General features: G+C 41.2%; 12 protein-coding genes and 1 tRNA gene. 3 read left to right on the forward strand and 10 right to left on the reverse strand.

All coding sequences use genetic code 11. The features are described from left to right. Positions 1–3: 3 nt before the first annotated feature. The 10 genes from RG47T_RS13330 to istA form a co-directional block, all read right to left on the reverse strand. Positions 4–1,941 carry a type II secretion system protein GspD gene (locus tag RG47T_RS13330; protein ID WP_074489933.1) on the reverse strand — a complete coding sequence of 646 codons (1,938 nt, stop codon included), beginning with the start codon at positions 1,939–1,941 and terminating at the stop codon, positions 4–6. A 14-nt stretch (positions 1,942–1,955) separates the two neighbouring features. After that, a complete protein-coding gene (locus RG47T_RS13335; protein WP_074489934.1) occupies positions 1,956–3,386 on the reverse strand; it encodes a GspE/PulE family protein in 1,431 nt (476 codons plus the stop codon). Then, on the reverse strand, positions 3,386–3,898 hold the full coding sequence (locus RG47T_RS13340; protein WP_216351055.1) for a hypothetical protein: 513 nt from the start codon (positions 3,896–3,898) through the stop codon (positions 3,386–3,388). Before RG47T_RS13340 ends, RG47T_RS13335 begins: the two co-directional genes overlap by 1 nt. Positions 3,899–3,914: 16 nt before the next feature. Beyond that, the gene (locus tag RG47T_RS13345) at positions 3,915–4,343 is read right to left on the reverse strand and encodes a type IV pilin protein (protein ID WP_074489936.1); all 429 of its coding nucleotides are present in this window, start codon (positions 4,341–4,343) and stop codon (positions 3,915–3,917) included. Positions 4,344–5,256: 913 nt separating this feature from the next. Beyond that, complete coding sequence (locus RG47T_RS13350; RefSeq protein ID WP_074489937.1) at positions 5,257–5,466, reverse strand: hypothetical protein; 210 nt, start codon at positions 5,464–5,466, stop codon at positions 5,257–5,259. Between the two features lie 116 nt (positions 5,467–5,582). Then, positions 5,583–6,122, reverse strand: coding sequence for a hypothetical protein (locus RG47T_RS13355; RefSeq protein WP_074489938.1), 540 nt, complete (start codon positions 6,120–6,122; stop codon positions 5,583–5,585). Between the two features lie 148 nt (positions 6,123–6,270). Further along, complete coding sequence (locus RG47T_RS13360) at positions 6,271–6,483, reverse strand: hypothetical protein (RefSeq protein WP_139235755.1); 213 nt, start codon at positions 6,481–6,483, stop codon at positions 6,271–6,273. Between the two features lie 1,573 nt (positions 6,484–8,056). Next, a complete protein-coding gene (locus RG47T_RS13365) occupies positions 8,057–8,380 on the reverse strand; it encodes a hypothetical protein (RefSeq protein WP_139235754.1) in 324 nt (107 codons plus the stop codon). A gap of 127 nt (positions 8,381–8,507) precedes the next feature. Continuing rightward, positions 8,508–9,254 carry an IS21-like element helper ATPase IstB gene (gene istB / locus RG47T_RS13370; RefSeq protein ID WP_074487516.1) on the reverse strand — a complete coding sequence of 249 codons (747 nt, stop codon included), beginning with the start codon at positions 9,252–9,254 and terminating at the stop codon, positions 8,508–8,510. A 94-nt stretch (positions 9,255–9,348) separates the two neighbouring features. Then, a complete protein-coding gene (gene istA / locus RG47T_RS13375) occupies positions 9,349–10,803 on the reverse strand; it encodes an IS21 family transposase (RefSeq protein WP_245770894.1) in 1,455 nt (484 codons plus the stop codon). A 747-nt stretch (positions 10,804–11,550) separates the two neighbouring features. Here istA and RG47T_RS13380 point away from each other — a divergent pair. The 3 genes from RG47T_RS13380 to RG47T_RS26730 all read left to right on the forward strand — a co-directional run. Next, a tRNA-Ile gene (locus tag RG47T_RS13380) sits at positions 11,551–11,624 on the forward strand. Positions 11,625–11,939: 315 nt separating this feature from the next. Further along, on the forward strand, positions 11,940–13,229 hold the full coding sequence (locus tag RG47T_RS13385) for a site-specific integrase (protein WP_074489941.1): 1,290 nt from the start codon (positions 11,940–11,942) through the stop codon (positions 13,227–13,229). After that, positions 13,229–13,593: DUF1016 N-terminal domain-containing protein (locus RG47T_RS26730; protein WP_253187518.1), on the forward strand; the 365-nt coding region annotated here is incomplete at its 3' end. The genes RG47T_RS13385 and RG47T_RS26730, both read left to right, overlap by 1 nt.

A 13,593-nucleotide genomic window follows, 5' to 3' on the forward strand; every position in this document is an offset into this window, starting at 1 on the left:
CGGCTAACGGATGATGGTTGGTTTGATAAATACGACGGTTACTACTTTGGCATTTGTTTTTGACCTCGAACTAAAGATATACTTGAGTATAGGGATACGGGAAAGGATAGGGATTCCGGAGCCGGATTCATTACTTTCTGTACGTTCAATACCACCTAACACAATTGTATCTTCATTATGAGCCCTGATGATCGACTCAAAATTACTGGTAGATTTTGGTGGAGGGGAACCATCGGTCGGAATAGATGTAAAATCAGAAATATTTACCTTGATATTTAAGGTCACTTGGTCATCCCCGGAAACGATAGGCTTGATGTCAATTTTTAAATCAGCTTTAGTTTCTGTATAAGTATTAGAGAGAATTGTTTGTGAGGTTGCTGCAGAAGGAATCACATTAGCCTGCGTGTTTTTATACCACCGGCTATTGCCAATACTTAACGTTGCATAGTGCCCGTTTAGCGTCGAAAGTTTAGGCACAGAACGGATATCTACATTGTCTTTATTTTCCGAAGCCTGTAGCGACACGTAGAAACTGGGTACAACATGCCCCAGATTGATGTGGGCAACTCCACTTACCTTATTCAAAAAACTATTTACAGAATTAGCACTCATGGTAAAATTCAATCCCGGTAAAACGCTGCCCCCGGTTTTAACACTGTCCGAAACGCCGGCAGCAATACCCGTAGAAACCGTCCTGGTATTATGAAAGTCAATCAGTGTTACCTCTATCAACACCATAGGTACCAGCAGGTCGATCTGCTTGATAAAAGATTCTATCTCTGCAATCTGGGGCTTAGAACCTGATAAAAGAATGGTATTCTGCTCTCTGAATTCTTTGATCTCTACCCCTTTCTTCCAATCCGCCGGGATCATGGCCATCACTGTGTCTATAGAGCGGTTCTGCAATTGAATGACTTTATTAGTTCTTAAACCTTCTAGGCCTCGTTCACCAAACATATATACTCCTTTTTCCTGCGTGTAAGTATATCCCGTACTTTTAAACAGCATGTCCATAAAGTCATCATAAGATAAATCAGCGGCATGCATGGAGATGGTACCTTTAATGTCCGAATAGATAAAATAACTCTTATTACATTCATGCGATGCCGCTTTGACCATATCCAGAATCGGCGCATTGGTCGCATCAGCAGATAACAGTTTTTGCCCGTTAACAACCCGGCTAAACAAGCCGGTATTACCGGTGGCACCAGCAGCTGTTTGGGCTTTAAAGGTTTTACGAACCGCAGTATGGTTATCCCCATTTACATAAAGCTGTTCACCATCCTCTAAGGGTTGAAATAAATAGAAATTATCATTGGTTTTGACCACTTTCAGTTCGTTACCATAGGCCAGTTTTTCGATTGCCATATCAAACGGCGCTGAAGCGATATAGGCATTCACCATTTTACCTTGAAGTGCAGCAGGGACAATAATGTTCCGGCCAGAAAGCTGTGTTACTTTCCGGGTGACAGCCATTAGGGAATCATTATTAAGTTCCAGTGATAAAAGCCCTTGTTCCGACTGGTATTTTACGCCCAGAATTTTGGCAGCGGGCCTGACATTTTCCTTAGGATCGTGATACGGTTTAACTACGATGATCGATCCAATGGACGTGATATCCAGGTTGTATTGCTGAGCCATCAGTATCAGGATGTTAGCCGCTGTAACGTTTGTAAATGTAGTATTGATCTTAAAGTCTAAAGCTGGATCGACATGAAAACTCAGTTTATTAGCCCGTGCTATCGCATTTAAATAATCCTTTACCGATGCGCCTGCAACGGAGATCTGCACTTGTTCTTTTAATCCGGGAATCGTTGCAGACAGGCTGTCTAGCCGTAGTTTAAGCTGGTCAATGCGATTTTGCTGCTGCGCCATTGACCATACCGGCGCTAACAAAACAAAGAAAACGAATAATAGTAATCGGGTAAAAGCTTTATCCATTTATAGGTTTTAAATCAATAGTTAAATAACAGGGGGTAGATTTCCTCCAGTGAGGTATTACCCTCGCTAAAAAGATTAAAAGCATTTTCTGCCAATGTTTGTATGCCGCGTTCGGAAAGCAGATCACCTACGCTCATATCGGCATTTTTAATAGCTAGGGCAAATTCCTGGTCAATAGGAATCACTTCATAAACCGCTTTACGGCCTTTGTACCCTGTATAATGGCATTTCTCACAACCTTGTGGGATATTGTGATGGTTGACCACGCGGTAGGGTTTAAATTGCTTAGGATACAAAGCAGGATCGAAATACTCTTGTTTTTTACAATGCGGACATAACAACCGGATCAACCGCTGGGCAGCCGTGGTATTTAACGTATTAGCCAATAAGAATGGCGGAATGCCCATATCGATCAGACGAGAGACTGTTCCCCAAGCGGAGTTAGTGTGTATGGTTGATAAAACGAGGTGGCCGGTTAATGCGGCCCGGATAGCCATGTTGGCCGTCTCACTATCCCTGATCTCTCCTACCATGATTACGTCCGGATCCTGCCTTAAGAACGTTTTTAGCGCAACCGAAAAGCTCAAACCGATCGTTTCCTTTAACTGCACCTGGTTGATGCCTTCCATAGTATACTCAATCGGGTCTTCAATAGTGAGGATATTCCGCGTTTCTTTGTTGAGGAGCTTTAGTGTGGCATACAAAGTGGTCGTTTTCCCGGAGCCTGTAGGCCCGCTGATGAGTAGTATCCCATTAGGACGTTTTACACCCTGCAAATAGTTTTCCAGATCTTCTTTGGAAAAACCGAGCTTGTAAAGGTCAATGTCTGTTGCATCGTTATTGAGCAAACGCAGCACTACCTTTTCGCCGTGTAATGTAGGGAGTATCGATACGCGGATGTCAAACTGCTGGTCGCCTGTTTTAAAGTTGATGCGGCCATCCTGGGGCAACCGTTTTTCGGCGATATCCAGGTTGGAAAGGATTTTGATCTTGTTGATCAGCGCCGGGTAATCTTCATGCTTTAATAAGTAACGCTCTACCATCATCCCGTCAATTCTAATCCTCACCCGGCATTTGTGTTCGTAGTTTTCGACATGAATATCGCTGCTCTTTAAACTTTTGGCTTCCCGGATCAGGTTAATTAGAAAATCGTCAGCATTGTTCAGGCTCAGTTGATTCCCACCTTGCCCAGCACTTTCTTTCAGGTAGTATTTGGAAAGGAGTTTATTGATCACCGGTGATGGTGTAGGCACCAGTCGGATATTTTCACCGGTTAAGACCTCCAGTTCGGCTAATAAAGTATCGGCATCAATATTATCTTCGCAGTACAGGCTGAACACGCCCTGCCCTTTAGCCTTCGGCAGGATCTTATAATGCCAGGCCTGCTCTTTGGTCAGCAGGTGTACCTGGTCTGCCGATAAAGTAATTTCTTCTGCCAGGTTCATCAGTAGATTAGTAGTTTATTGATGATCCATTCATCGTTATTTAAGTCGAATGCCGGATGAAACCACGTAGCAATAAATAGTACGGAAAATACCAGAGCCTGCAGTCCGGCCAGGGGAATATGCTGTTGCTTGTTCTTTGAAAAGTAATTAACCATACCCCAAGTCAGCAGCACAAAAATTAAACTGCTGGTGTAGAAGAGCACGAAATTAACTAAGGAGAAACAGACCGTAATACTGATCAGTAGTAGAATATCGCCCCAACCCAGCAATCCGTTAGCAATATTAGTGAGCTTTCCGCTTTTTATAGAAAAGTAAACCGTCAAAACAACCAGCTGCAACACGATAAATAACGTATTATATAAACTGTGCTGCAATACCGAAGCTAAGCCATTACCAGAAAAATAACCGGTAATCAACAAGGCGGCGTACAGCATCGGAAATAAAAACCAGTGCACCGAGCGGCTTAACATATCTTCTATAAAAATGATTAACAAAAAAATAAGAACCAGCATTTTGACAATGAACATCTCAGTCAGGCGTTACTTCTTTTAAAGTTTTGTCCTGATCTATTTGCCAGACATTAAAGGTACCATTGCCATTAAAATCAACCACCGCAGTTGCCTTGGCTGTAAAAGTGGTATTAGTGAAGTTGGTAATTTCGATACGGTAGTTGGCCCTGCCGTCTTTGGTATCTGTACTTAACTTCTCCTGGATGAAACCCAATTCCGTCAGGTCGTTTGTATACTTAGAATGTTCGTAAAAATAATTTTTTTCCAGCGTTTGAATATGTTCCAGCTGTACTTTGGCTTCGGTGCTTTTTGCTTTGGTAATTAAAGGGAGGAGGTTGGGTAGTGCCAGCAAAACCAGAATGCCGATGATCACTAAAACCACTAAAATTTCAGTGAGGGTATACGCGGTTAAGCGATTTTTATCTGTTTTTAGGGGTGTATTATGCATTTTGATAAGGATGTAACGAATCTATTAATTTTATATGGAAATATCATAGTGTCTGATGAGTGTTTTTTTTAGGTGGATTAGTACGTAGCGTAAGACCAATTTATGATTATAAAAAAACTCCAGCATTGTGCTGGGCTTGGATTAATTTTATAAACTTGTGAAGTAGGTCATGAGAGGTGCAGGGAAATCGCTTTTAACTTGTTGATCAGCGATGAGTATACTTCTAAACTCATCATCTAAAGCAGCCCGTTTTCTTTCTTGCGATTTGCTACCTTTCGATTCGGTTTCTCTTTCGATGATAGTTAGGCACATTTTGCGATGATATTGTAGTTTAATGGTGAGTTTCCTTTCTTTTTGAGTCAATTATCCTCCTTGAAAATCATATCAAGTGTCCAATGAAGATATTTTCTACAGCCCAATGTCTTCGGATAGCATTACCGAGCACTTTGGGCCTTGCCGGAAGTGAAGATATATAATATCTCGTTTCGGTGGATTCTTTTCCGCTCCGTTGTCTGTACCTCCCAAGATGATTTTAGCGATGCTTTTTAGTCCTGGCCAATCCTCTTCATCGTCTAAAAAAGTAAGGTTGTCTATGGCCTGGCAGGTCCGTTTTTCTACTCTTCCATGACCGAAATCAAGGTCTATATTCGCCGCTTTTTGGGTTCATGGCAAATGCTTAGTCTACAATTTATGTAACAGTTCGACATAACAGTTTGTTTACCAAACTGTTAAAAAAATCAGCAAAAATATAACATATTCAGTAAAATATTCTTTCACTCTAAAAATAGCTTAATGCTATCTATTTGTTGTCTTTATATCTGAACTGAAACTTAAAGGTAGGTTGGCGCCACCTGGGACGCGGGGATTATCTATTATTTCTGCATTACCAGTCATCGTCTGTTTCGAACTTTCTTCAATAACCCAGCCCGTTATTTTTATCTATTTTAATAATATTACGGGCTTGGCCTGTTAAACGGTATTCCGTTAATTTGGTCTTGCTTAGAGTTGGCATCGGTGTAAGTTTTGCATCTGGATTAGTCGTGCCAATCCCGGTATAACCCCGATCATCAATTACCAGTCGTTGGTTTCCACTTCCATCACCCAGAATAATATGATTACTCATTGAGGGTAAAAATCCTCTTAAGAAAGACCCTACTATAGTATTATTTGAGCCGGTGGTAATGCCTGGGTCCGATCCTGCACCACACTGACCAATGAGTAAATTATTATTCCCTGTTGTTACAGAAGACCCAGAACCGATACCGAAAATATGTTATTGCTGCCCGTTCTTAAACTTTGTCCAGCATAGGTGCCCACAGCCAAGTTTTGGCCGCCCGTGGCATATCGTAATGATTGAGGGCCAATAGCTATGGAGTTACCTCCAGTAGTATTGCCAAATCCTAATGCATACATTCCTATCGCTATATTTTGTGAACCAGTAGTATTTGCATTTAACGTACCGAAACCTATTGCCAAATTTGCGACTCCTGTTGTATTTGAGTTCAAAACTTGAAAGCCTAACGCTACATTATATTCAGAAGAACTTGTTGCGCTACCGAGCACATTATTGCCCGCTGCAAATGAAACAGTTGAGCTACCATCGGCTCCAAACCCTAAATATTGAGAATTTAATGAGGGTGCTATTATATTATTATTTGTTCTAATTATTCCATTTACATCAAGCTTGTAAGTAGGTGTTGTAATACCAATACCCACATTTCCAGTGTTGGTATTGCTGATATCTGTGCCGGTAGTCCATTGCGCATAACAAAACTGCAAGCTGCAAAGCAGTATAACAAGGACGAAGATTTTTTTTATGGAATTTGGAAGATTTAAATGGTGTAATTAGATATGTAATTTTTTATTCACGTTATTAAGTTGATTTTGTTGATCGATAAGTAATTTCTTTTGTAACTTTAGCTCCTTATCATTTTTCAATGAGGTATAAAGTCAACTCTTCTATTTTTTTCAAAAGCTTCGTATTCATCTCTCCTAAATTGATCCCGCTTTTAGCCACTTCTTGCGCCGAAGGGATTTCAGGTAAATGATGATTTTTGTCTATGTAGGCTTTAATATCACTTAGATTTAGAGCATGATAAGACGGGTTAAAAATATAATCCGGCCAGGCACTTCTGACCATTACAGTGACTGAGGTTGCTGTAGCACTCCCATTAACAGCCAAGTTAAACCCGCTTGGTATATAATTGGTGTTTATGCCAACTGTACCATTTGTAAAAACATAGAAATTATCATTTGAGTTAATTGCCTTATTGGCAACAGATGCGTTAAAGCCCTGGATTCTTATAACACCAACATCTGTTGCAGAATTAGTGAATTGATTACTTCCTACTCCGCTATGCTTAATTAGAAGCGTTGAATAGTCAGTGCCATTTGCATCTCCATTTTTAACTAGCGTTAAAGCAGTTACAAGCTTACCCGCTCTAGTGCCAATTATTGAATTGTTATTGACATCAAGACTTGCCTGTGGTGTATAAGTACCAACCCGATATTACCATCCGTATTAACCAGGAACCTTACTGGAAAGCCGCTTGCTGTTATATCCCTTATACCGAAATATTTGTTTCCACCTCCCGCATTTTGTCCTACTTCCCATTGTTGCAGGGGCAACTTATCACTCCCAAAGAGTATGCTTGCCCGGCCATCCGTAGCGTTAGAATTATAAAGACGAAGCAATGCGCTCGAACCCACGTTTGCCTTGATCTCAAGTTTGTTTGCTGGCGTTATTGCTTCGATGCCAACATTGCTGCCATCAGTTGGAAATGTGCTTTGTGCGTAGGAATTACTTGCCGCTATTAAAGGCAGATTGCCAGTAGAAGTTTTTTCATGAAATTGTGATACGTTTAAGCTTTAAAACTTGGCCACAATATATCAATAGAAGTTGTAATCTGTGTCAGTTATTTACACTTAACTAATGAGCAAACAATTAACTCATAGCAATGGAAATGATAGATGAAAGCTGATAGTAAATCGACTTGCAAACAGGGATAGTGTTTCCAGCTCTAATCATTAATTAATATTATTAAAGCGTTTGAAAACTTAAAAATCAACTTCCATGCACAAAGAGCACCTAAACAATAATTTATTAGGTAAATTAACAATGTTATAAGATTTACTTAATTAAAATTTGTTAATGATCGAACTTAATATGATACAAAAACAAAAGAATAGCTAGGATAATAACCCTATCAAAAAGAGTTTTCAGTTAGTCATACTAACTAAACAGCTTTGTCGAATCCTTCTTTAAAAAAAATCATATAGGCTAATATCCAAAGCTCTAAGCACTTTTAACAGGGATGAAAATACAGGTCTTCCCCATTTTCATACCGCCAAAGCTGCGTACGGAAAGATATCTTGAAGGGTAAGTTTGGAATGGACGAAGAGATTTTACTAGTACTCAAATCAGATATTTGAAAGATGTACAGATGGTCACGCAATATGCTCATTCTCTTAGCCTAATAGCTTTTAATATATTTGTTCTCAATAAATTTTCGACATATAAGGCCGACTTGGATAATTGGTATGTATCTATCCGGAATTTTATTTAAGCCTGGTAACTAAATGAATAATTATTGTCGATTAAGACGCATGGCTGATTCTATGAGTAAGCCGCAAAAGCAGTGAGGGATGAAGAAAATGATATTGATTAGGGACTACTGCCTGGAGATAGGTCAAATGACTAAATGATTTTTAGTTTAATCCTGCCCACCTAAAGATTTCCATTGAGCTAAATGATTTCCTATTTCTCCAAGAAACAAAACATTGTTTTTAATAAGTGGAGCAACTATAAATTCTATAGCCTTTCTATCAATAAGTTTACTGTGTGCGTCGGTGTCCGATCTCACTATCAATTTAGAAGCATCGTAGATTGTTCTACCAAACTCATCTAGCGGTAAACGATTGGTTTTAAATATAAGGTCTGCTAAAAAAGCGGTACCAATTGTAGGCTTTAAAATCTGCAAAGTAATATCTTCAGTGACTTTTTGAATCCTAACTTCTTTCAAATTATAGGCCTCCATAATGTATGTTATGGAGATGTTGACCACCTGATTCCGGGCCAAACTGACCAGGCAATTAGCTGACGTGGGGCGTGCAGCAAACGCTATAAAAGCGTGTACAAAAATAGTTATTTAAAAGGTATTTTCATTAGTAGCTGGTTTCCGGTTCAACGTTACGTTTTCTTCTCATAGATCCCCCCTTCAATTCGATGCGGTGTGCATCATGAACGATCCGGTCCAGGATCGCATCAGCAACCGTTTTTTCACCGATCACTTCAAACCATTTGCTTACCGGTAACTGTGAGGTTATGATCAGCGAGGTTTTGCCATGCCTGTCCTCAATAAGTTCCATTAGCGCAGCCCTGCTTTGTGCATCAAAGGGCTGGATACCGAAATCATCCAGTATAAGCAATTGCTGCCGTTCAAGTTTGGCGAGTTCCTTGATATAGGAGCCGTCTGCCTTAGCCATCTTTAGTTTAGCGAACAGCTTAGGCGTGCTGGCATAAAGCACCCTGTAGCCCAGCATACAGGCCTGGTAGCCCACAGCAGAAGCCACATAGCTTTTACCGATACCAGTGCTGCCAGTGACCAGGATATTTTCATTGCGATCAATGAATGTACAGTCTGCCAGCCGCATGATCTGGTTACGGTCGATGCTTCGGTCAGCATGGTAATGCACGTCCTCTATCGAAGCTTTATAGCGGAACTTAGCATACAATATCTGCCGTTCTATACGCCTGTTTTGCCGGTCATCCCACTCGGCATCTACCAGGTGAGCCAGCAGTTCATCCGCTGTATAATCATTTGTTTTACCCGTTTCCATGCTGCTTTTGAAGGCATGGAACATGCCGAAGAACTTCATCTTCCGCAGTTTGTCCAATGTACTTGTGTTCATGTTATTTGTTGTTTAATGGTTATTTGTAATAGTCTTTTCCCCGGATATTATCATGGTTAGGCATCGGCAGCTCGTCGGCAAACAGGCTTTCCTCCTAGCCATCCATCTTGTTCTCCAGGATCGTTTGTATCGTTTTATAGTTATGAATACCATAGCTGAGTGCACGCTGGCAGGCCATCGTTAAGCGTTCGTTCCCGGCTTTCTTGGCGAAGCCAAGTACACCCAGGCAAGACTTGTAAGCCTGCTCCGGGTGTTGCTTCCGGTCAAGGATCTTTAGGATATACAGCCTTACATCCTCATGGATAGATGCTGCCCAATCTAAGAACTTATCAGGTGTCCAGTCAGTTACAAAGCGGTGCGTAGTGGCCATGTGGTCTTTATCGGTCGTATAACCGTAAGGGTTCTTTGCCCGTTTATGCAGGGCAATACGTTCATAGTTGGAATAGATCTCCACGATGGTGCGGGAATACAACAGCTTAACCCGTTTACCGATGAAGCGGTAAGGCACGCTGTAATAGTGTTTATCAGGGCCAAGGTTGACATGGCCATTCTTGATCACCTTAGCATAAAAGTGCTTTTTGAACTGGTAAAGCAGGACAGGCAGTGGCATCAGGGTATGCCGTTCGATCTCTTCAAACTGTAGCCTGCGGCTGTAGTTACGTCCTTTAAGCAACTGGCTGTTATGGGTTTCCAATGCTTCCCATATACCTGTATTCAGCTCTTTTAAAGAATGATAGGTAACCCGGTTGATAGGTGCGTAGATCTTGGTATAGATGACCTTAACGGCACCTTCTACCAGTGCTTTATCACGCGGGCGGTACGCCCGCGCTGGTAGTATGGTGGTGCCGTAATGGTCTGCAAAGTCCTCAAACGTTTCGTTCAAAGTAGGTTCATAGCGGCTGCTTTTGGTTACAGCTGCCTTCAGGTTATCCGGCACAATGGCGGCAGGAACGCCGCCGATAAAGTGCAGCGTATTCTCGCAGGCCGCTATAAAGTCTTCCTTTTGCTGGCTCGGAACCGCCTCTACATAAGTAAGCTGACTGGCTCCGAGGATAGCCACAAAGACCTCTACTGCAATAACTTCACCGGTATCCTTATCGGTATAGCTTAGCTTTTCGCCTGCAAAATCCACATAAAGCTTATCACCGGCTTTGTGATCCATGTGCATGGTCGGGTTGACCCTGGCTTTCCACTGGCTGTAATAAAAGCAGAATTGGCTGTACTGGTAACCGTCAGGAAACTCTTTGCGGTAGGATTCCCATAGCATATACCGGTTGACACCGGTGCGTTTGAGTTCTTTATCTACTTGGGGAAAACAGCGCTGCATGGACTGCATACGGCTGGTAGGCGGGTGTTCTTTGCTTTTCCCGAAGAGATCTTCGAGTTCCTTATCGTTAAGGGCATCGATCTCTTCAAAGGTAAAGCTGCTGGCTTTAAAGGCTGCCAGGTACTTCTTTACGGTATTCCGGGATGCATCAGTCTGAGCAGCGATGGTCATTATGGGCCGCTGCTGGCTGTACATCCTTAAAATCTTTCTAATCTTACTCATGCTGATCGTCGAATTGGCCATGTTTGGAGGTATATGTTGCCTCCGAAAGATGGTTGCTTCTACAGCATTTGCTACACGTTGAGGGTGGTCAGTTTGTTCCGGAATCCCCTGGTCAGTTTGCCCCGGAATTGGTGGTCAGCTTGCCCCGGAATCAGGTGGTCTAGTTCATCAGAATCTCCAGGTGTAGCAACGATATAATTTTATCATTAGGAGATTGATACGGCAAAATTACTGATCTGTAGAATGCTTGTTGTACTTCTTTATTATAGATTCTGTTGTCTTTTAAAAAATCAAACAACTGTTTTAGGGTGTCGGCAGGCATATTCTAATTTATAAATAAGACACCTAAATATAAGGGGTTATACACTGATATTTTACTGTCTTAATTTACTGGTAATATTTCCATTAAGACTTTTAAATCTAATAGCAGGAGTAGCTTTTGATGAAAATTGAGGCTTAAGCAAGTACAGATTGTTTACACATTACGAGTCCTATTTCGATGCAATTTGTTGCTTTTAGCTATATTTGTGACGTTTTGTAAACGAGTGCAAAATAATCGTTCTTTCTACTACTGTTACTCAAAATGTTACTCAGGCTTGTTACTCACTTAGTTAGTGAGGCCAAAATCGATACTGAATATAACGTTACCGTAGTCGAAGATGATATTTTTGATGTTTTGCATATTTGATTTGGCTAATTGAGCACAAATATGTAAAATTGCACCCGGAAAAACACTACAGAATTCCGGCGCCTATAGCTCAGTCGGTTAGAGTAGAAGACTCATAATCTTTTGGTCCCTGGTTCGAGCCCAGGTGGGCGCACAAAATGAAGTTTAACCGCTTCTTAAAACCCTCTAAGTCGTTGATTTAGAGGGTTTTTTATTTTATTCTAATCCTTTTCAGTCCTTACGAATACACACTTTGGAACCCCTATCCGGCTACCTGAAATTAGTTTTTAATTTCGGGGCGTATTTAAGAGTTAAGGACTTGTTTTACAATTAGTTAATGGTACTGAAATAGCCCAAAAAGTACTCAAAGAGACTAAAATAAACATTTATTCCTGCGCCTTAAATGCGCCCTGAAAATGACGGTTTCAGGATGTAATTAATCATTTATTCATTTCAAACTGTAAAAAAGATGAGAACATCGCAGTCATTTGGTTTGCATTTCACCATTAAAAAAGACAAAGCAAAGGATGGTGTAACAAATGTTTACGCCTGTATTACCATTAACAAAGACCGGATACATTTTGCTTTAAAGCATCATGTTAAAGTTGAAAATTGGGACAAAGGAAAAGGCGGCGTAAAAATAAAAGTTCCAGAGGCAGAAGACACGAACGCTTACCTGGAAGAAGTCAAATTTACGATCACCACCTACTACCAGCAATTACAGATCGCCGGTAAAGAAGTAACACCGCAATTACTCAAATCCATTTTCCTGGGCGAGGACACGGAGGAAACTTATTCTCTTAGCAAGTTGATGGACTATCATCATGAGGTCGCCTCGGCTTCTCTGACCTGGAGCACGCTCAAACACTATGCGGTTTCCCGTCGCTACCTGGAAAAATTCCTGAAAGAAAAGCGTAACACAACCGATGTCCGCATTAACGATATCGACTATAAGTTCATCATTGACTTTGAAACCTTTCTTCGAAATCATAAGCCGAAGGATCACCAGAAGCCGCTGAACAATAACGGGGTAATGAAACACCTGATCCGCCTGCGTAAAATGACCACACTAGCATTGAAACTGACCTGGATATCCAAAGACCCTTTTAAGAATTACAAGTTCCGTTATAAGAAAGTAGAAACTGCGTTTCTCAACCAGACGGAATTAAATGCCATCCAAAATAAAGAGTTTTCAGCGGAGCGGCTGAACATGGTGCGTGACCTTTTCATCTTTAGCTGTTATACCGGTCTTTCTTTTGTTGATCTGATGAATTTGAATGAAGGCAACATCAGGATTGGAGAAGATGGTGCCCAATGGATCAAATTCTTCCGGCAGAAAAGTAACGAACCTACCAATATACCTATCCTGCCAACAGCGCTTAAAATATTAGAACGCTACCGGCATACTGATCGTGCCGCGATAACCGGAACTTTATTTCCTAATATCTCCAATCAAAGAGTTAATAGCTGCCTAAAAGAGATCGGCATTATTAATCAGATCAAAAAGGTGCTGACATTCGGCGTAGCAAGGCACACATTTGCCACCACCATTACACTTTCCAACAATGTCCCAATTGAAACGGTCAGTAAAATGATGGGGCATACCAAGATCGCAACCACGCAAATTTATGCCAGGGTGCTGCTCAAAAAGATCAGTGACGATATGCATGTGTTAAGGGAAAAGTTGGAGCCAGCCACCTCTAAAAGAAAAGCGGTGCGTAAAGGCAATTCAGTCAATCATCTTAAAAAGGTAAGTTAATGAAACCGGCGGCACAACAAGAACTGTTTCTATCGGTCCAGGAACTGATAGAACAAGCCAAACGCAGCATTGTCAGGAATGTTAATTCAACGATGGTGTCAACCTACTTTCAAATCGGTAGGATGATCGTAGAAGATGAACAGCAAGGAAAAACCTATGCCGCTTACGGTACAAAAACCATGGTGGGATTGAGTCAGTATTTAACGGGTGTTTTCGGCAGAGGATATTCAGTCGATAACCTGGAGAATATGCGTTCATTTTTCATTGTTTACCAGAATTACGAGACACCGTCTCGTAATTCTCTTCCCGGTTCTCCAAATTCCGAGACAGTGTCTCGGAATTTGCCGGAGGTCTTGAAGTTAAG

It is taken from the genome of Mucilaginibacter polytrichastri (genome assembly GCF_001911425.1).
GTDB classification, from domain to species: Bacteria; Bacteroidota; Bacteroidia; order Sphingobacteriales; family Sphingobacteriaceae; genus Mucilaginibacter; species Mucilaginibacter polytrichastri.

Bases quoted from the DNA above. Each gene is read 5' to 3' on its own strand.
- RG47T_RS13330 (WP_074489933.1), bottom strand. From the start codon at position 1,941: ATGGATAAAGCTTTTACCCGATTACTATTATTCGTTTTCTTTGTTTTG.
- RG47T_RS13335 (WP_074489934.1), bottom strand. From the start codon at position 3,386: ATGAACCTGGCAGAAGAAATTACTTTATCGGCAGACCAGGTACACCTG.
- RG47T_RS13340 (WP_216351055.1), bottom strand. From the start codon at position 3,898: ATGCTGGTTCTTATTTTTTTGTTAATCATTTTTATAGAAGATATGTTA.
- RG47T_RS13345 (WP_074489936.1), bottom strand. From the start codon at position 4,343: ATGCATAATACACCCCTAAAAACAGATAAAAATCGCTTAACCGCGTAT.
- RG47T_RS13350 (WP_074489937.1), bottom strand. From the start codon at position 5,466: ATGAGTAATCATATTATTCTGGGTGATGGAAGTGGAAACCAACGACTG.
- RG47T_RS13360 (WP_139235755.1), bottom strand. From the start codon at position 6,483: ATGGTCAGAAGTGCCTGGCCGGATTATATTTTTAACCCGTCTTATCAT.
- RG47T_RS13365 (WP_139235754.1), bottom strand. From the start codon at position 8,380: ATGGAGGCCTATAATTTGAAAGAAGTTAGGATTCAAAAAGTCACTGAA.
- istB (WP_074487516.1), bottom strand. From the start codon at position 9,254: ATGAACACAAGTACATTGGACAAACTGCGGAAGATGAAGTTCTTCGGC.
- istA (WP_245770894.1), bottom strand. From the start codon at position 10,803: ATGAGTAAGATTAGAAAGATTTTAAGGATGTACAGCCAGCAGCGGCCC.
- RG47T_RS13385 (WP_074489941.1), top strand. From the start codon at position 11,940: ATGAGAACATCGCAGTCATTTGGTTTGCATTTCACCATTAAAAAAGAC.